Annotated in this window: 18 protein-coding genes and 1 pseudogene; 10 read left to right on the plus strand and 9 right to left on the minus strand. The window is 46.3% G+C overall.

Annotated features, from left to right (window positions below; all coding sequences use genetic code 11):
• Nucleotides 1-79: 79 nt before the first annotated feature.
• Entirely contained in the window at nucleotides 80-685 is a 606-nt protein-coding gene (locus VFDL14_RS10600) for a LuxR/HapR/OpaR family quorum-sensing transcriptional regulator (RefSeq protein WP_032551493.1), read from the minus strand.
• A gap of 337 nt (nucleotides 686-1,022) precedes the next feature.
• Here VFDL14_RS10600 and hpt point away from each other — a divergent pair, with 337 nt between their 5' ends.
• Entirely contained in the window at nucleotides 1,023-1,553 is a 531-nt protein-coding gene (gene hpt / locus VFDL14_RS10595) for a hypoxanthine phosphoribosyltransferase (RefSeq protein WP_032551494.1), read from the plus strand.
• An 83-nt stretch (nucleotides 1,554-1,636) separates the two neighbouring features.
• On the opposite strand, the gene can is transcribed toward hpt, so the two are convergent.
• Nucleotides 1,637-2,305, minus strand: coding sequence for a carbonate dehydratase (gene can, locus VFDL14_RS10590; protein WP_032551495.1), 669 nt, complete (start codon nucleotides 2,303-2,305; stop codon nucleotides 1,637-1,639).
• Nucleotides 2,306-2,548: 243 nt separating this feature from the next.
• On the opposite strand from can, the gene VFDL14_RS10585 reads away from it, so the two are divergent.
• The 3 genes from VFDL14_RS10585 to VFDL14_RS10575 all read left to right on the plus strand — a co-directional run bounded on the left by VFDL14_RS10585 (nucleotide 2,549) and on the right by VFDL14_RS10575 (nucleotide 6,137).
• Nucleotides 2,549-4,219, plus strand: coding sequence for a SulP family inorganic anion transporter (locus tag VFDL14_RS10585; protein WP_032551496.1), 1,671 nt, complete (start codon nucleotides 2,549-2,551; stop codon nucleotides 4,217-4,219).
• 228 nt (nucleotides 4,220-4,447) lie between these two features.
• Nucleotides 4,448-5,365, plus strand: coding sequence for an ABC transporter ATP-binding protein (locus tag VFDL14_RS10580; protein WP_032551497.1), 918 nt, complete (start codon nucleotides 4,448-4,450; stop codon nucleotides 5,363-5,365).
• A 1-nt stretch (nucleotide 5,366) separates the two neighbouring features.
• The gene (locus VFDL14_RS10575) at nucleotides 5,367-6,137 is read left to right on the plus strand and encodes an ABC transporter permease (RefSeq protein ID WP_032551498.1); all 771 of its coding nucleotides are present in this window, start codon (nucleotides 5,367-5,369) and stop codon (nucleotides 6,135-6,137) included.
• Between the two features lie 85 nt (nucleotides 6,138-6,222).
• On the opposite strand, the gene panC is transcribed toward VFDL14_RS10575, so the two are convergent.
• The 7 genes from panC to sfsA form a co-directional block, all read right to left on the minus strand.
• Nucleotides 6,223-7,113, minus strand: coding sequence for a pantoate--beta-alanine ligase (gene panC / locus VFDL14_RS10570; protein WP_032551499.1), 891 nt, complete (start codon nucleotides 7,111-7,113; stop codon nucleotides 6,223-6,225).
• An 8-nt stretch (nucleotides 7,114-7,121) separates the two neighbouring features.
• Entirely contained in the window at nucleotides 7,122-7,916 is a 795-nt protein-coding gene (gene panB / locus VFDL14_RS10565) for a 3-methyl-2-oxobutanoate hydroxymethyltransferase (RefSeq protein ID WP_032551500.1), read from the minus strand.
• Between the two features lie 23 nt (nucleotides 7,917-7,939).
• Entirely contained in the window at nucleotides 7,940-8,425 is a 486-nt protein-coding gene (gene folK / locus VFDL14_RS10560; protein ID WP_032551501.1) for a 2-amino-4-hydroxy-6-hydroxymethyldihydropteridine diphosphokinase, read from the minus strand.
• Nucleotides 8,422-9,777: a polynucleotide adenylyltransferase PcnB gene (pcnB, locus tag VFDL14_RS10555; RefSeq protein ID WP_032551502.1), complete on the minus strand. Its 1,356-nt coding sequence runs from the start codon at nucleotides 9,775-9,777 to the stop codon at nucleotides 8,422-8,424. The genes folK and pcnB overlap by 4 nt, the downstream gene beginning before the upstream one ends.
• A 183-nt stretch (nucleotides 9,778-9,960) precedes the next feature.
• A complete protein-coding gene (gene gluQRS / locus VFDL14_RS10550) occupies nucleotides 9,961-10,836 on the minus strand; it encodes a tRNA glutamyl-Q(34) synthetase GluQRS (RefSeq protein ID WP_032551503.1) in 876 nt (291 codons plus the stop codon).
• An 87-nt stretch (nucleotides 10,837-10,923) separates the two neighbouring features.
• Nucleotides 10,924-11,370 carry an RNA polymerase-binding protein DksA gene (gene dksA, locus VFDL14_RS10545; protein ID WP_032551504.1) on the minus strand — a complete coding sequence of 149 codons (447 nt, stop codon included), beginning with the start codon at nucleotides 11,368-11,370 and terminating at the stop codon, nucleotides 10,924-10,926.
• Between the two features lie 137 nt (nucleotides 11,371-11,507).
• Nucleotides 11,508-12,230, minus strand: a complete 723-nt coding sequence (gene sfsA, locus VFDL14_RS10540; RefSeq protein WP_032551505.1) for a DNA/RNA nuclease SfsA — start codon at nucleotides 12,228-12,230, stop codon at nucleotides 11,508-11,510.
• A gap of 94 nt (nucleotides 12,231-12,324) precedes the next feature.
• Here sfsA and hrpB point away from each other — a divergent pair, with 94 nt between their 5' ends.
• The 6 genes and pseudogenes from hrpB (at nucleotide 12,325) to glnK (ending at nucleotide 23,489) form a co-directional block, all read left to right on the plus strand.
• Nucleotides 12,325-14,763, plus strand: coding sequence for an ATP-dependent helicase HrpB (gene hrpB, locus VFDL14_RS10535; RefSeq protein ID WP_235201722.1), 2,439 nt, complete (start codon nucleotides 12,325-12,327; stop codon nucleotides 14,761-14,763).
• Nucleotides 14,760-17,177, plus strand: coding sequence for a penicillin-binding protein 1B (gene mrcB, locus VFDL14_RS10530; RefSeq protein ID WP_032551507.1), 2,418 nt, complete (start codon nucleotides 14,760-14,762; stop codon nucleotides 17,175-17,177). The genes hrpB and mrcB overlap by 4 nt, the downstream gene beginning before the upstream one ends.
• Before the next feature lie 157 nt (nucleotides 17,178-17,334).
• Nucleotides 17,335-19,548, plus strand: a pseudogene (locus VFDL14_RS10525) (patatin-like phospholipase family protein); the annotation flags it as partial.
• Between the two features lie 272 nt (nucleotides 19,549-19,820).
• A complete protein-coding gene (gene acnB / locus VFDL14_RS10520) occupies nucleotides 19,821-22,409 on the plus strand; it encodes a bifunctional aconitate hydratase 2/2-methylisocitrate dehydratase (protein ID WP_032551753.1) in 2,589 nt (862 codons plus the stop codon).
• Nucleotides 22,410-22,568: 159 nt separating this feature from the next.
• Nucleotides 22,569-22,937, plus strand: a complete 369-nt coding sequence (locus VFDL14_RS10515) for a YacL family protein (protein ID WP_032551508.1) — start codon at nucleotides 22,569-22,571, stop codon at nucleotides 22,935-22,937.
• Nucleotides 22,938-23,150: 213 nt separating this feature from the next.
• Entirely contained in the window at nucleotides 23,151-23,489 is a 339-nt protein-coding gene (gene glnK, locus VFDL14_RS10510) for a P-II family nitrogen regulator (RefSeq protein WP_004738200.1), read from the plus strand.
• Nucleotides 23,490-23,497 lie beyond the last annotated feature (8 nt).

Consider the following 23,497-nt stretch of genomic DNA (forward strand, 5'->3'; position numbering starts at 1 on the left):
GAGCCCCATGGATTTTGAGCTAATCAACTAAACCCCTGTGTCTACTTTTTAGGGGCCACATCATTCTCGAATCTCGAATCTACTTATAAATACACAACATATTTAAGTAGCTGTCAGTCAGTGAGTGCAATTCTTCAGTTGAGTTTGCACGCTTCGCTTGGATGAACAACGAGTAGCAGATACCGTGGAATAGGTTCGCCAAGTGTTTCGGTTCATGTTGGTCGCATACTTCACCGCGCTCGATCGCTTTAACGAACATGTTCTGAACCAGCATTTGGTTAGTGCGGTTGGTTGTTACGAACAGTGGCCATACTTCGTCACGAGTCGATGCACTCCATTCGAACCAAACATTAAGCCAGTGACAATCTTGTTCAACAAGCGCAACCATCTCATTGGTGATGTTAGTCAGATTTTGTTTCGCATGCAGATCAAGATCGATATTGTCTGAAAGGAAGTTCGAGAACTGACGAACAACGTGGTTTAGAACCTCATCGACCAGATCTTCACGTGTTGGGAAGTAGTTAAATACAGTAGCGACAGACACTTGAGCAATGTCAGCGATATCTGCATGTCCGCCTCGGCCAATGCCGCGACGAGAGAATACTTCAAGAGCAATCTCCATCAATTGAAGTTTTCTTTTTAGGGGTGAAAGCCTAGTTCTAGGTCTCTTAGATATTGAGTCCATAATGTTTTCCTTGCCAACGAAATATTATATTAATGATTTTATTATTATTTAAGCCAAGATGAGTGTAATGGTGCATATGCAAATGGTCAATCATTTGTGCTTGTTTTATGGACAATTGCATCAAACTTGATACATAAATCGTGATCCGTATAGGGCGTTGTAATGCGATCTAACTCGAAACCCGAGAATACGACTCTTGATGCGAGAACTGTGATTTAAATTGATAGACGAGGTGGTGTGGGTATTTGAGCAGTGCTAGACTTACGCTCGAAAATCAGCGGCACTATTGATGAAACGATCTACACTTGTCGCAGTCACTAAATAAAATGAGAGCAGTATGAAACATACAGTTGAAGTCATGATCTCTGAGCAAGAAGTTCAAGATCGAGTGCAAGAACTAGGCAAACAGATCACTGAGCATTACCAAGGTAGTGAAGATCTCGTATTGGTAGGTCTATTACGTGGTTCATTCGTATTTATGGCCGATCTTGCGCGTGCGATTAACCTTACGCACCAAGTAGATTTCATGACAGCTTCTAGCTACGGCAACACTATGGAAAGCTCACGTGACGTGCGCATCCTAAAAGACCTAGATGATGACATCAAAGGTAAAGATGTACTGCTAGTTGAAGATATCATCGATACTGGTAACACACTAAACAAGGTGAAAGAGATCCTGAGCCTACGTGAGCCTAAGTCAGTACGAATCTGTACACTACTGGACAAGCCTTCTCGCCGTGAAGTTGACGTAGAAGTAAACTGGATCGGTTTTGAGATCCCTGACGAGTTTGTTGTGGGTGTAGGTATCGATTACGCTCAGAAATACCGTCACCTACCATACATTGGTAAGGTTGTACCTCAAGAGTAACCGTCGAGATTATCGATTGGATGAACTCGAATGATTAAAAAGCCCGCATGATGCGGGCTTTTTTGTATCTGTTAGGAAAGTACTTAACCTTGTTGGCTTAGAAGAGGCGTGGTTAGAATCTTGTTTAATGCCTCTAAATGACTGTTCTCTAGAGTATCGTTGCTTGAACAACGCACACCAAGATCTTTCAGTTTTCCATCACCGATACCATATACAACGCCGTGGATTTCAACCTCTTGGCCGCGCTCCCAAGCACTCTGCATAATGGTTGAGTTACCCAAGTTGTAAACTTGCTCAGCAACGTTGATTTCACAAAGCTTATCACCCCACTGTTCACGTGGCAGTGCTTCGATCTCTTTGCGGTACTTTAAGTAGTTATCACGGATGTGCAGTAGCCAGTTATTGATAAGGCCCAGTTTCGGGTTATCAATAGCCGCATTAACACCGCCACAACCATAGTGACCACAGATAATGATGTGTTTTACCTTCAATACATCAACCGCGTATTGAACAACAGACAGGCAGTTAAGGTCGGTATGAATGACTTGGTTTGCCACATTACGGTGTACAAACAGTTCACCAGAATAGAGCCCTGTTAAGCGTTCAGCTGGTACACGACTATCTGAACAACCGATCCAAAGGAACCCCGGGTTTTGACCCTCTTCAAGCGTGGTAAAATATTCTGGTCGTTCTGAGCGAATTTCATCAGACCATTTGGAATTGTTTTCAAAAAGCTGTTTTATTTCTGGCATCTTGCTTCATACATCCCTCTATTAAGATGCTTAACTATACACAATGTTACAAATTCAATCTTGTAAAAAGTGCGTCAAAAAGTACTCATCTGACGTGTTCTAGTACGTAAAATCATAAACTTAGGCATAAAGCTATCATCCGGTTATAAGACATAAATATTGTGATTGAATTAACACTTTCTGAGCAGTTGATACATTTGTTAAAGTGATACGGTTTGTCAGCTCATCACAGGGAGATGTATTTTGTTTGGAAGTCGTTTTGCAGATATCAACCTCAAAGGGGATATGTTTGGCGGTGTCACCACAGCCATCATCTCGCTACCTTTAGCGTTGGCATTTGGTGTTGCTTCTGGTGCAGGCGCCGAAGCGGGCTTATGGGGCGCGATCATGGTCGGCCTGTTTGCCGCATTGTTTGGTGGTTCCAATACGTTGATCTCTGAGCCAACCGGCCCAATGACAGTGATTATGACGGCGGTACTGACCAGCATGATGGCCAAGTATCCTGAGACTGGCTTGGCAATGACCTTTACCGTTGTGATGATGGCTGGTGCATTTCAGGTATTGCTCGGGACGTTAAAGTTAGGCAAATACATAACTTTGATGCCATATAGCGTGATCTCCGGATTTATGTCCGGCATCGGCGTTATTCTTATCATTCTGCAGCTTTCGCCACTTCTCGGTCACGCAGCACCTGCGGGTGGTGTAATGGGTACCTTATCGGCACTGCCTGACACAGTGGCGAATATGAAGTTCAGCGAGCTGTTTCTCGGCTTACTAACGCTCGGTATTCTGTTTTTCTTCCCTAAACAGTACCGAAAGTATGTTCCCGCACAATTGGTTGCCTTGGTCGCAGTCACACTGCTTTCTGTGATTTTGTTTGATACAGAAGCGATTCGCCGTATCGGTGAAATCCCGGCAGGTTTACCATCACTGGTTGTGCCGCACATTGACGCTTCTATGTTTACCGAGATGGTCATCGATGCATTGGTGCTGGGTACTCTGGGTTGTATTGATACGCTTTTGACTGCCGTTATTGGTGACTCTCTGACTCGTAAAGAGCACGATTCGGATAAAGAGCTGCGTGGTCAAGGTCTAGCAAATATGATTTCTGGCTTGTTCGGTGCGCTTCCAGGCGCGGGTGCAACCATGGGTACCGTAACCAACATTCAGGTTGGTGCGCGATCTCCATTATCAGGTGTGATTCGTGCGTTAGTACTTGCGCTAGTCGTACTGGTTGCCGGTGGTTTGACTGAACCAATTCCAATGGCGGTACTGGCGGGCATTGCGGTGTATGTGGGCTTCAATATCCTTGACTGGAGCTTCATTCAGCGTGCGCACCGCGTGAGCTTTGCGGGTATGGCGATCATGTATGGCGTAATGCTATTAACGGTATTCGTCGACTTGATTGTTGCGGTAGGTCTTGGTGTCTTTATCTCTAACATCATCATCATTGAGCGATTGAGCCGTGAGCAGGCGCGCCAAGTGAAGGCGATCAGTGATGCGGATGAAGATGATGTGCCTCTATCGGATAGCGAACGTGGCTTGCTTGATATGGCCAATGGTAAAGTGCTGTTCTTCTATCTGTCTGGACCAATGATCTTCAGTGTCTCTAAGGCGATTTCACGTCAGCACACCAGTATCTCTGACTATGAAGCGATGATTCTTGATCTCACCGATGTACCTATGATTGATGTCACGGTTGGTCTAGCGTTGGAGAATGCGATTAAGGATGCACTAGACGCCAACTGTGAGGTCTACCTGTTGTGTCCAAACGACAATACTCGCCAACAGCTTGAGAAATTCCATGTGATTGATCTGGTGCCAGAATCGAATACTTATCGCTTCCGTTATGAAGCCCTAAGAGCGGCAACCAACTACGTGGTGCGTGATGAGCATGAGCTCGGTTCTGCTTAGTAAAAAACAAATTAATATTTAGCTGTAAAATACCGTTAAGTTAATGACTTAGCGGTATTTTTTTATCTTGTTTTAGCCGTATCCATAAATGTTTCTATAGATTTGGAAATGTTAGTTTGTCTTAATCGTCATTTGACGATAGACTTGTTGGTATATTGGACGTGTCTGAGAATAAAGTCATCTTTTCTCTCATGCCCACTCACTAATCGCAAATGGCAAGTTATCTTCATGTACGCATTAGAAATCGAACAACTTAGAAAGACCTACGCTGGTGGATTTGAGGCCTTGAAAGGCATCAGTCTGCAGGTGAAAAAAGGCGACTTTTACGCATTACTTGGGCCGAATGGCGCGGGCAAATCGACCACGATAGGCGTTATCTCCTCACTGGTAAATAAAACGTCAGGCAAGGTGAATGTCTTTGGTTTTGATATCGATAAAGACCTAGAGCTGGCGAAGCAAAACCTTGGCTTAGTTCCTCAAGAGTTCAACTTTAACCAGTTTGAGACCGTTGAGCAGATCGTACTTCAGCAAGCTGGCTACTATGGTGTGTCTAAGTCACTAGCCAAAGAGCGTGCCAAAAAGTATCTATCTAAGCTCGATCTGTGGGAAAAGCGTAGCGAACGAGCGCGAAACCTGTCTGGTGGTATGAAGCGTCGTTTAATGATCGCCCGTGCATTGATGCATGAGCCTCAACTACTAATCTTGGATGAACCAACAGCCGGCGTCGATATTGAACTGCGCCGCTCGATGTGGGAATTTCTACAAGAGATCAACGAGAAACAAGGCATCACTATCATCTTGACCACTCACTACCTAGAAGAGGCCGAGATGCTGTGTCGCAACATCGGCATCATCAATCGTGGTGAGTTGATTGAGAACACGACGATGAAGTCGCTGTTGAATAAGCTCAGCGTTGAAACCTTCATCCTTGATTTGGAAGAGGGCGTATCTGAGCCGACGCTGCAAGGCGTCAATAGCCAAGTGATGGTGAATGGTTCTCTAGAGATCGAGATTGATAAGACGTTAGGGTTGAATACCATCTTTAGCCAGCTAACAGAGCAGGGTATCAAAGTATTGTCGATGCGTAACAAGGCGAACCGTTTGGAAGAGCTGTTTGTGAGTATCGTTCGTGAGGGGAGCAAGTAAGATGTATCAACTGTATTGGACGGCTTTTTGTAGTCTGCTCACCAAAGAGGTGAACCGCTTTACCCGAATCTGGGTTCAGACTCTGGTTCCACCTGCGATCACCATGACCTTGTACTTCATCATCTTCGGTAGCCTGATTGGCTCTCGCATTGGCCAGATGAACGGCTTCAGCTATATGGAATACATCGTGCCGGGCCTTATCATGATGTCGGTGATTACCAACTCTTATTCGAACGTTGCCTCTTCGTTCTTTAGTGCTAAGTTCCAAAAGAACATTGAAGAGCTTTTGGTCGCTCCGGTACCAAACTATGTGATTATCGCAGGCTTCGTAATGGGCGGGGTTGTGCGCGGCTTGCTAGTTGGCGCTATTGTTACCTTTGTGTCGCTGTTCTTCGTTGACCTGCAAGTTGACCATTGGGGTGTAATCATTGCGACTGTGTTCTTAACGTCAGTGGTATTTGCGTTGGGTGGTCTTATCAATGCGGTATTTGCGCGCACCTTTGATGATATTTCAATCATTCCAACCTTCATCCTAACGCCCCTAACTTATCTTGGCGGGGTGTTCTACTCAATCAGTCTACTACCTGATTTTTGGCAAGGTGTATCTAAGCTGAACCCGATTGTGTATATGGTGAACGCATTCAGATACGGCTTCTTGGGAGTGTCTGATGTGGGTATTGCGACCTCGTTTGGTGTACTAGGTGTGTTTATTGTGGTGCTGTATGGCGTTGCACATTACTTAGTAACAAAGGGCATTGGCTTACGTAGCTAGTCTTTACACCACTGAGCTTACAGATAAAGAAAAAGGTCGGTATAACATCGACCTTTTTTGTATTTTGCTTTTAAGAAACCGTTAACTACTCAGCGGTTTCTTCTTTCACTTCTTCTTTGGTCTCTGTTACCAAGTCGAGAACTTGGTTGTCGATAAGACGTGTCTTACCCAAGAATGCAGACATAAGAATCACAGCTTGAGTGGATTCAGAAGTGATGGCTTGCAGAGTCTTAGCATCGCAGATGAAGATCTCATCCGGCTGTAGATCTGCAGCGCGAAGTTGGTCGGTCGCATCTTCCACAACTGACGCGTAATCATCACGTCCACCACGGATGGCACTGCTGATCCAACGCATAGTGCGAGCCAGTACAGGTGCACGTTGGCGTTCATCAATTGTGAGGTTGCCGTTACGAGAGCTCATTGCTAAACCGTCCATCTCACGTACCGTAGGTACGCCCACGATCTCGATGTCGAGTGCAAGGTCGGTCGTCATTTGACGAATAACGGCAAGCTGTTGGAAATCTTTTTCACCGAAGCAGGCAAAGTCAGGCTGAACGATGTTGAACAGCTTGGTTACGATCGTTGCTACACCACGGAAGTGACCAGGACGAGAAGCCCCTTCTAGCATGTGAGAAAGGCCAGGTACCTCAACAAAAGTCTGCTTATCAAGACCTGCTGGGTACATGATCTCTGGTGTTGGTGTAAAGACCAACTCAACACCTTCGCCAGTTAGTTTGCTCAAGTCAGCTTCTAGAGTACGAGGGTAGTTGTTTAGATCGTCTGCACGGTCAAATTGCATTGGGTTAACGAAGATACTAACCACAACGATATCAGCCAGTTCACGCGCTTTTCTTACTAGAGTAAGGTGACCTTCATGAAGGTTGCCCATAGTAGGAACGAAAGCAACAGTGCGTCCATCACGTTTATACTGCTTAATCTGCTCACGAAGAGCCGCTACTTCAGCGAAAGATTGCATACTAACTCCTAAGCGATTGTGTGAGCGTCATCAGGGAAACGTGCGCTCTCAACATCTTCTTTATATTTTGCCACGGCTTTACGCATATCGCCCGTTTCCGCTAAGAAATTCTTAGAGAATTTAGGCATATAGTTCGCAGAAATACCGAACATGTCGTGCATAACTAGGATTTGACCGTCGGTCACATTGCCCGCGCCAATACCAATTACGGGTACATCACAGGCTTCAGTAATACGTTTTGCCAATGAAGCCGGTACACACTCAAGCAGGACGATTTGCGCGCCAGCTTCTTGTAGAGCTAATGCGTCTGCAACCATTTTATCCGCTTGATCGTCATCGCGACCTTGTACCTTGTAACCACCAAAGATGTTCACAGACTGAGGCGTTAAACCTAGGTGTGCACAAACCGGTACAGCGCGCTCTGTTAGCATTTTCACTGTATCTACCAGCCAGCTGCCACCTTCAATCTTAACCATGTTGGCACCAGCGCGAATGATCGTCGCCGCGTTTTCACATGCTTGCTCAGGTGTTGCGTAGCTCATGAATGGCATGTCAGCCATCAACAGACAGTTTGGGCTACCTGCACGTACTGAGCGAGTGTGGTAAGCAATGTCTTCTACGGTAACGGGCAGTGTGTCAGTTTGGCCTTGTAGCACCATACCAAGTGAATCACCGACTAAAAGTACAGGGATCTCTTGGCTTTCGAATAGTTGACTGAAGCTTGCGTCGTAAGCCGTTGACGTTGCAAATTTACGGCCTTCACGTTTGCACTTGATCAGGTCGTTAATGGTTACTTTTTTCATTGGTTTTCCTTAATGCGTTTGGCTTATTTTTGCCAAACATTGAGCCCGTTTTTGTCGACTACTTTAAGCAGTTCACTGAGCTCAGTCCCATCAGGGAGTTGTAAACTTGGTGCGATTTCAGCTAGCGGGTAAAGAACGAATTCTCGCTCTTTCATTCCGTAGTGAGGAACGGTTAAGCGCTCTGAATCGATCACCTCATTGCCGTATAAAATGATGTCTAGGTCCAAGGTTCTCGGTCCCCAACGCTCATCTTTACGGACACGCCCTTGCTCTTGCTCAATCGCTTGGGTGCAATTAAGCAGTTCAATAGGCGTTAATTCGGTCTCAATAGCAACCACCGCATTGATGTAATCTGGTTGATTTTGCGGCCCCATTGGAGTGCTACTATATAGCTTAGAGGTCGCAATAAACTTTGATTGCGGTAGGCTTTTTAGTGTTTCGATAGCCAAATTTGCTTGGCTCACAGGGTCGGCAAGATTGCTGCCGACCGCGATGTACGCTGTGATCATGATGACTGCTTACTTTTCTTGTTGCGGTAAGTCTTACGGCGTCGATGACCAGATTTAGATGGTGGAGCCACATCGTTTGCCATCGCTTGGCGCATGTTGCGTCCTGCGCTTTGGTAGCGCTCCCACCATTTAGCAAGTTCTTGGGTTTCACCACCTTCGATCTCGCCACGCATCTCAAGGAAGTCAAAGCCAGCACGGAACTTGTTGAGCTCCATTAGGCGTTGAGCGCGCTTGCCGTTGCGACGAGGTAGGCGAAGCTGCAGCTGCCATACTTCACGAATAGTCGCCGTGTGGCGGCGTGGAATTGCAATACTCTTAACCTGTTGATCAAGAATCACGTTGCTTGCTTCCATGATGGCGTCATATTGAGAAAGACCAAGCTCATCGGCCAGTTTCTCTGCCAGTTTGTTCATCGGGTACCACAAGATAGCCGCGAACATAAAGGCTGGGTTAACGCGTTTGCCATCTTCGATGCGTAAGTCAGTAGAATCGAGCACCAAGTCTAGCATCTGTTCTGTCTGAGATGAGTAGTCCTCAGTAAAGAATTCAGCCACCGCTGGGAACATCTGTTGGAACAGATTGTATTCGCGCATTAGGTGGTAAGTTTCAAGACCGTAGCCTGATTGAAGAAGCTTCAGTGATTCTTCATAAAGACGAGCTGCTGGGATGTCTTTTAGCAGGTGAGCTAACTCTTCAATTGGATCGGCCGTGTCTTCTTCGATGTCGAAATCTAGCTTCGCAGAGAAACGCATGGCACGAAGCATACGTACCGGGTCTTCACGGTAGCGAGTTTCTGGATCACCAATCAGACGGATCAAGCGATCTTCTAAGTCTTCCACACCACCTGCGTAATCGTGGATGCTGTAGTCTGCAATGTTGTAGTACATCGCATTGATGGTGAAGTCACGACGCTCTGCATCTTCATCGACGCTGCCGTAGACGTTATCACGCAGCAACATACCTTCTTTAGATTGAGCTGATACGTTTTTCGATGGCTCTTGGTGGTGACCACGGAAAGTTGCTACTTCGATGATGTCGCGACCAAACATGATGTGCGCAAGACGGAAACGACGACCGATAAGACGGCAGTTTCTAAATAGGTTTTTGATCTGCTCTGGCGTCGCGTTAGTCGCGATATCGAAATCTTTCGGTTGTGAGCCGAGCAGTAAATCTCGCACACCACCACCGACTAGGAATGCGTCAAAACCCGCACCATTCAGGCGATATAACACTTTTAGTGCGTTATCACTGATCTGCTTGCGTGAAATATTGTGCTCTTGTCGAGTGTAAATATTCAGAGCTAAATCGTGGAATCCACGTTGTTCGCTAGGGGTATTGTCGTTTGTATTCATTAGTTTACAACAAAGTAGGTATCGCCAACTTTGCTTTTCTCTTAGTCCAAAGTGGTAGTGCAGAGTTTAATTGCGGCTAATAATAGCCTAGCGGAAGCCATTTGAGAACATTGTCCGCTTATACACACCTAAGGGTTATGGCATTTTTATGTGTCGTTTATACGATTTCATGCCGCGAACGTGTCAATCACGGTGCTCTTTATGCAGTGTATCGGGTAGCTGATGGATATGCCAATGCTGGCAACCCCAAGCCAAAATCTCGCTCAAAGAACCTTGCTCAATGTCGAGAGGTAAAGTGAAACCGAGAAAGCGCATTGCACTCAGCAGTGCCGGTTTTGGGTTGCCTAAGTCGATACCCTTTGCATGATTCTGCTTTGAGAGCTTGTTACCCGTAGCGTCGGTCGCTAGAGGCAGATGGAGGTAACTCACCTGTGGCTGATTTAGGGCTTTATAGAGGCTGATTTGACGGCCTGTGGGCTCGATTAAGTCAGCTCCTCGCACCACTTCTGTAACCCCTTGAGCGATATCATCCAGCACCACCGCTAGATTGTAGGCGAATAAGCCATCACGACGCTTAATAATAAAGTCTTCTTTGGCGAGTTCGGCTGGAATGCTCATGGTGCCGTGGCGAATATCCTCAAATGACTCAACGGGGTGGTTCATCACTAGGCGTACCGCGCGTTCACCATTATCGTCTAGTGCTGCGTGACGACAGTGACCGTTGTAGAAGCCACCTAGGGCTTTTATCTGCTTGCGGGTACATTCGCAGTAGTAAGCTTGCTGCTCGGTAAGCCACTGTTCAATCTGTGCCTGGTAAGCCGGGTGTCGATGACTCTGATATATGACCTCGCCATCCCAATGCAACTGATAAGTCTCTAAGGTTTTTAATATAAGATCGGCGGCTCCTGGCATTTCGCGCGGTGGATCGAGATCTTCCATGCGAACTAGCCATTGTCCCTTTTGTGATTTTGCTTGAAAGTAGCTACCGAGTGCAGCCACAAGCGAGCCAAAATGAAGAGGGCCAGAGGGAGAAGGTGCAAAGCGCCCGATATAACTCATAGTAAAAGCCTAAGTAATGGTTGTATGGGGAATAAAAGACCAAATAAAAAAGGGAGCGAGTGCTCCCTTTCTTCACATCAACAAGGATTAGCCTTGCATCTGTTTCTCTTTGATTTCTGCAAGTGTTTTACAGTCAATACAAAGATCAGCAGTCGGACGAGCTTCAAGACGACGAATACCGATTTCGATACCACAAGAGTCACAGAAGCCGAAATCGTCTTCTTCGATCTTGTCTAGTGTCTTCTCAATCTTCTTGATTAGACGACGTTCACGGTCACGGTTACGTAGCTCTAGGCTGAACTCTTCTTCTTGAGAAGCGCGGTCAACTGGGTCTGGGAAATTTGCTGCCTCGTCCTGCATGTGGTGAACAGTACGATCAACTTCTTCCCTGAGCTGGTTGCGCCAAGCTTCCAAAATCTTTGTAAAATGAGCCATTTGCTCAGGTGACATGTACTCTTCACCTGGCTTTTCTTGATATGGTTCAACACCTGCGATTGCTAGGATGCCTAGCGCTTTTTTCTTAGATTCTGGCATACAGCATCTCCTATTTACACCTAGTCAACTGCAAAGCAGCTAATTTTAAGGCGGGTATCTATAGCAGAAAGAACGAATGGTGGCAAACACTCAAATGTAAACTTGTTATCAATGTGCAGAGTTCCGCACTTTGCGAATCAAGCGATGAATTCAACCGCTTGATTCAATTCCATTTGAGTATTGTTGAGTTCAGCTTTGTAACAGAGAACTTCAACACCAGCGTCTTGTGCTTGTTTTAGTAATAATGAATATTTGGCGTCTATATGGTGTGCCGCTGAGACTTTTTCAATACCTGAATGTAAAACAGTGAATAAAAGTACTGCTCTTTGACCAGATTCTGCCATTTCTGTGAGTTCACGCAGATGCTTTTGACCACGAGTGGTAACGGCATCTGGAAAGTAGCCTTGTCCCTTTCCAACACTTGGGTCATCTGTCAATAGAGTGACGCTTTTCACCTCTATATAGCAATCCGCTTTGGCTTCATCTTCGAGCAAAATGTCTATCCGGCTATTCTCACTGCCATATTTAACCTCGGTGCGCAGCGTTTGATAACCTGAAAGTTCAACTATAGCGCCATTTTCAATCGCTTCCACTGCCAATTGGTTAGCGCGGGCAGTGTTCACACAAATTCGATCGCCTTGTGCTGTTTCTGAGATCTCCCAGCTGTTTGGGTATTTTCGCTTAGGGTTGTCAGAGGTTGAGTACCACACGATGTTTCCCGGCTCAGCACAACCTGTCATCGCGCCAGTGTTGGCACAGTGGATAGTACGTTCACTACCATCAGGAAGTTTGATATCCGTCAGGAAACGTTTGTAGCGTTTTATAAGAGTCGCAGACTCTAAAGGAGGATCGAAGTGCATTTTACTTATTTAGAGAGAACTGTTTTTATGTACAATATTGGCAACATTACACCACAAGGTCTTTCCATTGTCACAACTGCCCATTGAAGCTGTGATGCCCGAGTTGCTCTCCGGCGTTCGTTCTCACTCCCAAATCATTCTTAAAGCGGCCCCCGGTGCTGGTAAATCGACGTTCTTCCCATTGCAACTGGTTAAGTCTCAGGCGGTAAGTGGCAAGATAGTTATGCTTGAACCAAGACGCCTTGCGGCGCGAAATATTGCCAGTTATCTCGCTGCTCAGTTGGGTGAAAAGGTAGGGGAGACGATTGGCTTTAGGGTTCGTGGTGAGAACAAAACCAGCCGTAATACTCGTCTGGAGATTGTTACCGAGGGGATCATGACCCGTATGATTCAGAGCGATCCAGAGCTCACGGGAATCGATATGGTGATCTTTGATGAATTTCATGAACGCAGTATTCATGCAGACACCTCTTTGGCCTTTAGTTTGGAGATCCAAGAAGCGCTCAGAGACGATCTCAAAATCGTGGTGATGTCGGCGACGCTTGATCAAGCGACTCTCAAAGCTCTGTTACCTGAGGCCGAATATATTGAATCACAGGGACGCTCGTTTCCTGTCGAGTACCGTTACCAACCATTGGCAGCTAATGATTACTTACCTGCCAAGATGGCGACAACAATCGAATCTCTGATGGAGAAAGAGCAAGGCTCATTGCTGGCGTTTCTACCCGGTGTCTCGGCGATTAAGCAGGTGCAAGAGCGACTGCAACACTTGAGTAGTGGTGTGGATGTATTTGCTCTGTATGGTCAGTTGAGTTTTGCAGAGCAACAGAAAGCAATTTCGCCAGCTGAAAAAGGTAAGCGTAAAGTGGTGTTGGCGACCAATATCGCGGAGACCTCATTGACGATTGAAGGGATCCGCTTGGTGGTCGATTCTGGGCTGGAACGAGTGGCGAAGTTTGATTTGAAAACCGGTGTTACTAAGCTAGAACAGGTCAAAATATCTCAATCTTCGGCTGAGCAGAGAGCTGGCCGCGCAGGGCGTATTGAAGAAGGATTGTGCGTTCGTTTGTACAGCGAAGCTCAATTGCAACAACAGCCCTTGGTTCCTGTTCCTGAGATTCTTCATTCCGATCTATCCTCCTTGCTGGCTGAGTTGATTCAATGGGGAGCGGCAAGCGCTGACGAGCTTCAATGGCTCGATACTCCACCTCAAGCGGCATTGGCGCAGGCGAGCAGCTTGTTACAGCAATTGGGGCTTTTGGATCATAGTAGGCAATTTACTGCGCAAGGTAAGCAAGCGCAGCAACTTGGGCTAGACCCTCGGATTGCCAGCATGCTGATTAAAGCCAAGCAGCACAGTAGTCAGTTGTTGAATGCTGCTATTGCTGTCGCTGCGTTGATTGAAGAACCTGAACGTAGTGTCTCTGATGTCCAGCATTCGTTATTCCGCTTGAAGCAAGGGAAACATGCACGCAATCATTTCATGACTCAGCGTGTGAAAGCGCTCGCGACTAAATTAGAACATAAATTTGACCTACAGAGTGTTGATGAATTGCTGCTGCCTTTGGCATTGTGTCTCGCGTTTCCTGATCGTATTGCTCAATCGCGCGGTAAGCAGAATCATCAGTTCTTGCTCGCCAATGGCCATGGTGCAGAGGTGCGCGATGACGATCCACTCGCGGATAGTGAGTACTTAGTGGTTATTGATTTGATGAGAAGTGCAGGTCGCTCCAGTCAAGTATTCTTAGCCACCGCAGTCGATATTGTGAGTCTAGAAGAGCATTTTCCAGATATGTTTACGGCTCGCGATTATGTTGACTGGGGTGATAAACGAGGGCGTTTAGTGGCAGAGCAGCGAGTTTGTCTGGGTCAGCTCGTCATTAATACCAAAGCCTTACCTGAGCCCGGTAGCGAGCAAATCAGTGAAGCTCTGCTCAACTATGTAGGACGTAAAGGCCTGGAGATATTGAATTGGACATCTGCAGCAAAGCAACTCCAAGCGCGCATTTTGTGTGCGGGGCAGTGGCTGCCTGAGCAAGCATGGCCCGCGGCTGATGAGCAAAGTTTGTTGACGAACTTAGATGACTGGTTAATGCCGTACCTGAATGGTGTGAAATCAGTAAAAGGGCTGCAAAATGTCAATGTCGAGCAGGCTTTGATGGCGTATCTGGGGTGGCCATTAAACCAAGAGATCGACCAATGGTTGCCTACACACTACGTGATGCCTACGGGGAGTAAGAAATCTATTCGTTATCAAGAAAATGCAGAACCTGTGATATCGGTTCGAATGCAAGAAGTGTTTGGTGAGCAAGATTCTCCTTTGATTGCTCAAGGGCGTAAAAAAGTCGTACTTGAGTTACTCTCACCGGCACAAAGGCCATTGCAAATCACTCAAGACTTAGCCGGTTTTTGGGCTGGGGCTTATAAAGAAGTTCAGAAAGAGATGAAAGGTCGATACCCTAAACACCCTTGGCCAGATGACCCGGCTAACCATGTAGCGACGACCAAAACCAAACGACAGTTGAATCGATGATGATAAAAATGTTTACACCAAAAAAGGGGCCAGCGAAAAAGGCACCTGCGAAAAAGTCACCGACAGCCAAGTCGCCTCAAAATAAGTCAACCAAAACAAGAAAGCCGAGAGCAACTGCAAAAAAGCGAACGCCGAGTAAGCGAAGCAAAGCCAATCGAGGTTGGTTGAGAATGCTGTGGGGCTTTGCTTGGAAAGCTGGCCTTGCTGTTGCTGCGATCTTGCTCTTTGTTGGCATTTATCTCGATACTGTGGTGAAACAGCGTTTTGAAGGGCAGCTCTTTGACCTACCAACAGTGGTTTATGCCCGAGTATTAGATTTATCGCCGGGTACCCCAATCAGCATTCAGCAAGTACGTAATGAGCTAGATGTACTCAACTACCGTAAGGTCAGTGCTCCTCGTCACCCGGGGGAGTACTCTTCGTCTTCAACTAAGATTGAGCTGATACGTCGCCCATTTGAATTTGTTGATGGCCCAGAGGCTGACCGTCATGTGATGTTGCACTTTAATGGCAATGAGTTAACCCGTATTCAGTCGCTTGAGAAAAAAGCCGATATGGGCTATTTGCGCATTGAACCTAAGATGCTAGGCATGCTTGAGAAAAGTAACGATGAACAACGTCTTTTCTTAAAGCGAAACCAGTTCCCTGAGGTGATGGTCGATGCTCTACTCGTGACCGAAGATAGAGATTTCTATCAGCATGATGGTGTATCGCCATTAGCGATAGCTCGTGCGATGGTGGTTAACGTCAAGGCCGGACGTACTGTACAAGGTGGTAGTACACTGACACAGCAGCTCGCGAAAAACCTGTTCCTATCGAGTGAGCGCACCCTTTGGCGTAAGATTCGTGAAGCCTATATCGCGCTGATTTTGGACTACCGATACAGCAAAGATGAAATTCTTGAGGCTTACCTTAATGAGGTATATCTAGGTCAGAACGGTGGTGAGGCGATTCACGGTTTCGGTTTGGCATCGCGTCTCTATTTCGGACAACCAATTCAAGAGCTGAGAATCGACCAACTGGCACTGCTGGTAGGGATGGTGAAAGGGCCATCGTATTACAACCCAGTTCGCTATCCTGAGCGTGCAAAAACACGACGTGACTTGGTGTTACGCCTGATGATGCAACAAGATATCTTGAGTGCTAGCCAATATGAGGCGGCAGCCAGTCGAGATCTTGATATTCAAGACAACCCGCGTATAGCGAGTCGACAACCAGCTTACTTCCAGCAAGTGAATATCGAGTTGAAGAAGTTTGTTGGTGACCGATTTGAGGCACAAAAAGGCTTGCGAGTCTTTACTTCGCTAGACCCTGTCTCACAGCAAGAGCTAGAACGCTCCATCGCGCGCAAGGTTCCTCAATTAGCTAAAACCGCAGGCAATAAACTTGAAGCAGCTGCGATTGCGGTTGACCGTAATACCGGTGAGATAAGAGCTATGGTCGGTGGTAAACGCACTGGCTACGACGGTTTTAACCGTGCATTGAATGCAAGCCGCCCGATCGGCTCATTAGTCAAACCTGCGGTATACCTAACAGCACTACAGCAACCGGATAAATACACACTGGCGACGACCTTGATGGATACGCCGCTGAGCTTGAAAGGCAGTAAGGGAAGCGTATGGAGCCCGCGAAACTTTGACCGTAAATTCCGCGGTGAGGTGCCTTTATATGTGGCGCTATCTAAGTCTTACAATGTGCCGACGGTTCGCCTAGGAATGCAGCTAGGCATTGACTCTGTGTCGAATACCATTGAAAAGCTCGGGGTTGATAAAAGTGAGATTCGCCCTGTGCCATCGATGTTCTTGGGCTCATTTTCTTTAACTCCTTTCCAAGTGGCGCAGATGTATCAAACGGTCACTAACTCAGGCAGAAAAGCGCCACTCTCTGCATTACGCTCAGTGGTCGACAACGATGGTGAGGTTCTTTATCAATCAATACCTCGTGTGTCACAAAGTGTTGAGCAGCAAGCGGCATGGCTTACCACCTATGCAATGAAACGAGGTGTATCAGAAGGGACGGGCCGATTCTTACAGAGCCAGTTTTCTTGGGCTGGCCTCGCAGGTAAAACGGGCACCAGTAACGATAGCCGAGATAGCTGGTTTGTAGGCGTTGATGGCCGTGAAGTGACCACAATTTGGTTAGGGCGCGATGACAATAAACCAACGAAACTAACCGGTTCGAGTGGTGCTCTTCGTGTTTACGCAGATTACCTGAAACAACGTGGCCCAGAAGTGCTGCGTTTGCCTTGGCCAAATGGTATAGCTACCGCTAATTTTGTGAATACGAACTCTGGTGCACTAGAGTTTAATTGTGATGGGCCGGTGCAGTTACCCGTTTGGGATGAACGTGGTGACATTAAAAAGGGATGTGAAAGCCAACCAAAACAGTGGCTAAAGAAGCTTTTTGAGTGGTAAAGTTGCATAAGAAATTGATGACAAGGATAAAGTTTAAATGATGATTTCTCGTTGGCTGAGTCGTGGTTTAGGTGTCGTTGGGATTGTGTTTTGCTCTCAGGTTTTGGCTGAAAATGTGGTTGAGCCAGCCGACAAAACGCAAGTTGAGCAGAAAACTCGCCCAAGTATCGCCGTGGTTCTTGCTGGTGGCGGAGCCAAGGGCGCAGCTCATATTGGTGTCCTAAAGGCTCTTGAAGAGATGCACATTCCAGTCGACTACGTTACAGGTACCAGTATGGGGGCCTATGTAGGCGGCTTGTACGCAACGGGCATGAGTGCCGACGAGATTGAAAGCTTTATCTACTCTGTTGATTGGAACAAAGGCTATCGCGACCGTGTAAATCGTAGCGACCGACGCGTGCGCGACAAAGAGTATGAAGACCGTTACCAACTGACCACGGATTTAGGTTTAGGTTGGGGAGAGGTACGTGCACCAACGGGTGTCGTACAAGGTCAGAACATGCTTCGTATCCTGCGTGAGACAACGGGGAACCTAGCTCCATTTGAATCTTTTGATGATCTTGCTATCCCATATCGCTCTGTCGCAACAGACATCATAGAACTGGAAGAGGTGGTGATTGATAAAGGGCAGCTCGTCGATGCAATGATGTCGAGTATGTCAGTGCCGGGCGCTTTACCTCCTTATGAGGTTGATGGCCGCATGCTGGTCGACGGTGGTGTCATCAACAACATGCCAGTTGATGTTGCCCGTGCGATGGGCGCGGACATTGTTATCGCAGTAGACATCAGCACTAACTACAAAGGCGAAGAAGAGTTCACCAACCTTTTCACGGTCGCTGATCAACTTTCGAACTACTTGGTACGTCGCAGCACTCAACAACAAGCAGAAACTTTAACGGAAGAGGACGTCTTTCTTAAGCCTGACGTTGGCCAGATGGAGACCACTGAGTTTGATAAGATGCCCGGCGCTTATGAAGCGGGTTATCAAGTTGCCTACCAGTTTGAAGACAAGCTTCGCGGCCTTTCAATGAGTACTGCCAAGTATCAAGATTATGTTGAAGGCAAGCAGCAAGCTCGCCGTAAACTAAAGCACGGTGATAAAACTGTGGTTGATGAGGTTGTGATTAACAATAACAGCCACTATTCCGACAAGTTGATTGAGAACCGCCTAAACCTTGAAGCTGGGAAAGTCTTGAAAACCAGTCAAATTGAAACCAGTGTACAAAACCTCTACGCGCTCGATCGCTTTGAACTGATTACCTACCAATTCGATGATGTTGATGGTGTCGATCAATTGGTCGTTGATGTGAACGAGAAAGAGTGGGGGCCAAACTACCTTAACTTCCGCTTTTTCTTAGAAGATGACTTTGCTACTGATAGCCAATACTCAATTGGTGTTTCTGCAAACTTTACGGATATCAATCAGCACGGTGCAGAGCTTAGAACCAATTTAGAGATGGGTACTGATAAGCGCATTGAGGCTGAGCTGTTTTCTCCGTTCTTCTCACATCACAACCTGTTTACCTCAGCGTCGTATGTCTATGCCAACCAGAAACGAAACCTACCCGCTAACATCGATGAAATTGAGGAACCTACCTTAGATGTAACTCAAGACTTTGTCTCGATGACATACAAGGAGAACATCGTTGAGCTGGCGTTCGGTTATCAACCAACTTTGTGGCAAGAGTTGAAATTTGGTGGGCGATACACTGATGGTGAGGTTGAAGTTTCATCGTTGCCGTCGCTTGGTGGTGGCTCTTACGAGCGAATCGGTGGTTTTATAAGCTATCGTCTTGATACCTTAGATAACTTCAGTCTTCCTACGGAAGGTTATTTCGTTGATTTAGAATACCTTGTTTCTCATGATGAGTTTGACTCTGATACTGTTATCTCTGATCCCAACCTTGTTCAAGACAATGACACCGTGTATGAGTTCTCAGCCAATCTAATGGCTGCACAGAGCTACAAACGCCATACTTTAGTCGCAAAGGTGGATTACGGCATCGTGGAAAGTAAAAATTCTCTATTCCCAATCGACCCGAAACAACTCGGAGGTTTCTTAAACCTATCAGGTATTCCGCGTAACAGTTTACTCGGTCAAAACCTGGCATTTACCAGTTTAGTGTACCGCTATAAATGGTTTGATAATGATTTCGGCTTGTTTGAGTCCCCGTTCTATCTGGGCGCATCCATTGAACACGGTGGTGTTTGGTCGAACAATGATTTGAAAATTCATGAAGCGCCGCTGTACACCGCAGGCTCGCTGTTTGCAGGCGTCGACTCTCCGATTGGGCCAATTATTTTGGCGTATGGTATGACAGAAGATAACTACGATTCTGTTTACCTTATTATCGGAACGTCATATAAATAACCATGCGAAAAATAGCGATACTGGCGACTAATTAGGCAAAAATAGTGGGACTTTCGTCTTAACTTGCTATGTTGGTCAAAATGATAAGATTTTAATTAATCGTTAAATTTGCTACTATACCGCCCACAGTTTGGCCTCTCTGATGCCGATCATCAATACAAATTGAATGACGAAAATGGCAATGGAGAGCCAAGTTTCCAAGGATGTTCACCGCTTTATTTTACTAACAATTATGAAGGAAGGTGGTGGACCGCAATGAGAGGAAAAAAGTCGTGCTTGAAGCCTACCGTAAACACGTCGAAGAACGTGCTGCCGAAGGAGTTGTTCCAAAACCACTAGATGCCGAGCAGGTTGCTGGCCTAGTTGAACTTCTAAAGAACCCACCTCAAGGTGAAGAAGAGTTCATTCTTGACCTACTAGAAAATCGCATTCCACCAGGTGTAGATGAAGCTGCTTACGTAAAAGCGGGCTTCTTAACTGCTATCACCAAAGGTGAAGTAGAATCACCACTTGTTAGCAAAGAGAAAGCGGCAGAGCTGCTAGGTACTATGCAAGGTGGTTACAACATCGAGTCGTTGATTTCACTTCTTGATGATGCTGAACTTGCTCCTATTGCTGTTAAAGCACTATCTCACACGTTACTGATGTTTGATGCTTTCTATGATGTAGAAGAGAAGGCCAAGGCAGGTAATGCTTCAGCACAACAAGTACTTCAATCTTGGGCAGACGCTGATTGGTTTACTTCGAAAGAGAAAGTTGCTGAAAAAATCACAGTAAAAGTATTTAAAGTCACTGGTGAAACGAACACCGATGACCTATCTCCAGCACCTGACGCATGGTCTCGTCCAGACATTCCAGTACACGCCAAAGCGATGCTGAAGATGGAACGTGACGGCATCAACCCTGATCAACCTGGCACTGTTGGCCCAATCGCTCAGATTGAAGAACTGCAAAAAGATGGTATCCCACTCGCTTACGTAGGTGATGTTGTAGGTACAGGTTCTTCACGTAAGTCTGCGACGAACTCAGTACTATGGTTCATGGGTGAAGATATCCCATACGTACCAAACAAGCGTACTGGCGGTGTTTGTCTGGGTGGTAAGATCGCTCCAATCTTCTACAACACAATGGAAGATTCTGGTGCACTACCTATCGAACTAGACGTACAGAACATGAACATGGGCGATGTTATCGACATCTTCCCATACGAAGGCGTTGTACGTAAAAATGGTGAAGAGATTTCTAGCTTTGAGTTGAGCAAAGTACTGCTTGATGAAGTTCGTGCGGGTGGTCGTATTCCACTAATCATCGGTCGTGGTCTAACTAGCCGTGCTCGTACTTCTCTTGGCCTAGAAGAGACAGATCTGTTTGCTAAGCCAGTTGATCCATCTGCATCTGACAAGGGCTACACGCTAGCACAGAAGATGGTTGGCAAAGCATGTGGTGTTGAAGGTGTTCGCGCAGGTCAATACTGTGAGCCTAAGATGACTACAGTAGGTTCTCAAGATACAACAGGTCCTATGACGCGTGATGAGCTTAAAGACCTTGCATGTCTTGGCTTCTCAGCAGACCTAGTGATGCAGTCTTTCTGTCACACATCGGCATACCCGAAACCAGTTGACGTAAACACGCACCACACACTACCTGATTTCATCATGAACCGTGCCGGTGTTTCACTACGCCCAGGTGATGGTGTTATCCACTCCTGGCTAAACCGTATGCTTCTTCCTGATACTGTTGGTACAGGTGGTGACTCGCATACTCGTTTCCCTCTAGGTATCTCATTCCCTGCAGGTTCTGGTCTAGTTGCATTCGCGGCAGCAACAGGTGTAATGCCTCTTGATATGCCAGAATCTATCTTGGTTCGCTTTAAAGGTGAAATGCAGCCAGGTATCACGCTACGTGACCTAGTACATGCAATTCCTCTATACGGCATTAAGCAAGGCCTACTTACAGTAGAGAAAGCAGGTAAGATCAACGAATTCTCTGGTCGCGTACTAGAAATCGAAGGTGTTGAGCACCTATCTGTTGAGCAAGCGTTTGAGCTTTCTGATGCATCTGCTGAGCGTTCAGCGGCAGGTTGTACTGTTAAGCTGTCTCAAGAGTCTATCGAAGAGTACCTGAACTCAAACATCGTTATGCTTAAGTGGATGATCGCTGAAGGCTACGGTGATGTTCGTACTATCGAGCGTCGTATTACAGCAATGGAAGAGTGGCTAGCGAACCCTGAGTTGCTGTCTGCTGATTCAGATGCTGAATACGCTCACGTTATCGAAATCGACCTTGCTGACATCGATCAGCCAATCTTATGTGCACCGAACGATCCAGATGATGCTCGTCTTCTTTCTGACGTTCAAGGCACAGAGATCCAAGAAGTGTTCATCGGTTCTTGTATGACCAACATCGGTCACTTCCGTGCTGCAGGTAAGATGCTTGAAGAGTTCAACGGCTCTCTAAGTACTCGCCTATGGGTGGCTCCGCCAACTAAGATGGATAAAGACCAGCTAACAGAAGAAGGCTACTACGGCATCTTCGGTCGTGCAGGGGTTCGTATCGAAACTCCGGGTTGTTCTCTATGTATGGGTAACCAAGCACGTGTTGCAGACAAGTCGACAGTAATGTCTACGTCTACTCGTAACTTCCCGAACCGTTTGGGTACAGGTGCGAACGTTTACCTAGCGTCTGCTGAGCTTTCTGCTGTAGGTGCGATTCTAGGTCGTATCCCAACGAAAGAAGAGTACCTAGAGTACGCAGAGAAGATTAATGCAACGGCAGCTGACACGTACCGTTACCTGAACTTCCACAAAATGGGTCAGTACACGGAAAAAGCCGATACAGTTATTTTCCAAGAACCAGCATAATCGCTGATTGACTAAGTAACTAATTAAACGCCTTCTATTCGTAGAGGGCGTTTTTTTATGTCTGAATGCTGGGTGACGAGCCCCTCGATCTATTGATTACTTCGCTATATACTCTCGCCTCATTTTTAACCCTATCTGCAGTTACAGCGTGGAGCCACTATGGAATTCGAATTTACAAGAAACACTTTGATGGGTGAGTACTACGTGAAATGCAGCATGGGGCACGAAATCGTTGGACGTTGGCTTCAAGAAGAGATTGGTAAAGACAAAAGTAAAATCGATCAGGTGCTAGCACTTGTTGAAGAGTCACGTACTAACTTTAGCAATGAGCTTTCAATGGTAGGTAAAGAGATCACGTTATCGATCAATGAAGATGAAGTAACGGTTCAAGAGAATGTCCTCGGCCATGAGTATGAAATGGAAGAGGGCAGTGAATTCGACTTTTACAACAGTGAAAGCTTATCGGTTTGTGGAATTGATGATTTTGAGTTGCTGATGGAGCGCTGGGTAGATTTTTTAGGATTGTAGAGTACCCAATTGAGCGCATTGCCCAAATATAGAGCAATTTGATACCAGCGCATTAAGATAGTGAAAAGGTCGCACCATTATGGTGCGACCTTTTTCGTTATTAGAGGTATGCAAAGTTAAAGTTGTTAAATATCAATAATTTAAATTTTTGGCACGCTACTTGGATTATAGAAAGAGTATTAACGGACTAAGTGAAAAATCTAAGGAACGATTATGAAACTCATCAATGCCATAGTGAAACCATTCAAATTAGACGATGTGAGAGAAGCGCTATCTGATGTCGGTATCGAAGGTATGACTGTATCAGAAGTTAAAGGTTTTGGTCGCCAAAAAGGCCACACGGAACTGTACCGCGGTGCGGAATATCAAGTTGATTTCCTTCCAAAAGTAAAACTAGAAATCGCGACTCAAGCAGAAAACGTGGACCGTGTTGTTGAAGCGATTAGCCAAGCGGCTCACACCGGAAAAATCGGTGACGGTAAGATTTTTGTGTACGACCTGAGCCAAGCAGTACGTATCCGTACAGGCGAAATGGACGCAGAAGCACTTTAAGAATTCAA

The sequence above is a fragment of the Vibrio fortis genome, assembly GCF_000695685.1.
GTDB classification, from domain to species: domain Bacteria; phylum Pseudomonadota; class Gammaproteobacteria; order Enterobacterales; family Vibrionaceae; genus Vibrio; species Vibrio fortis_A.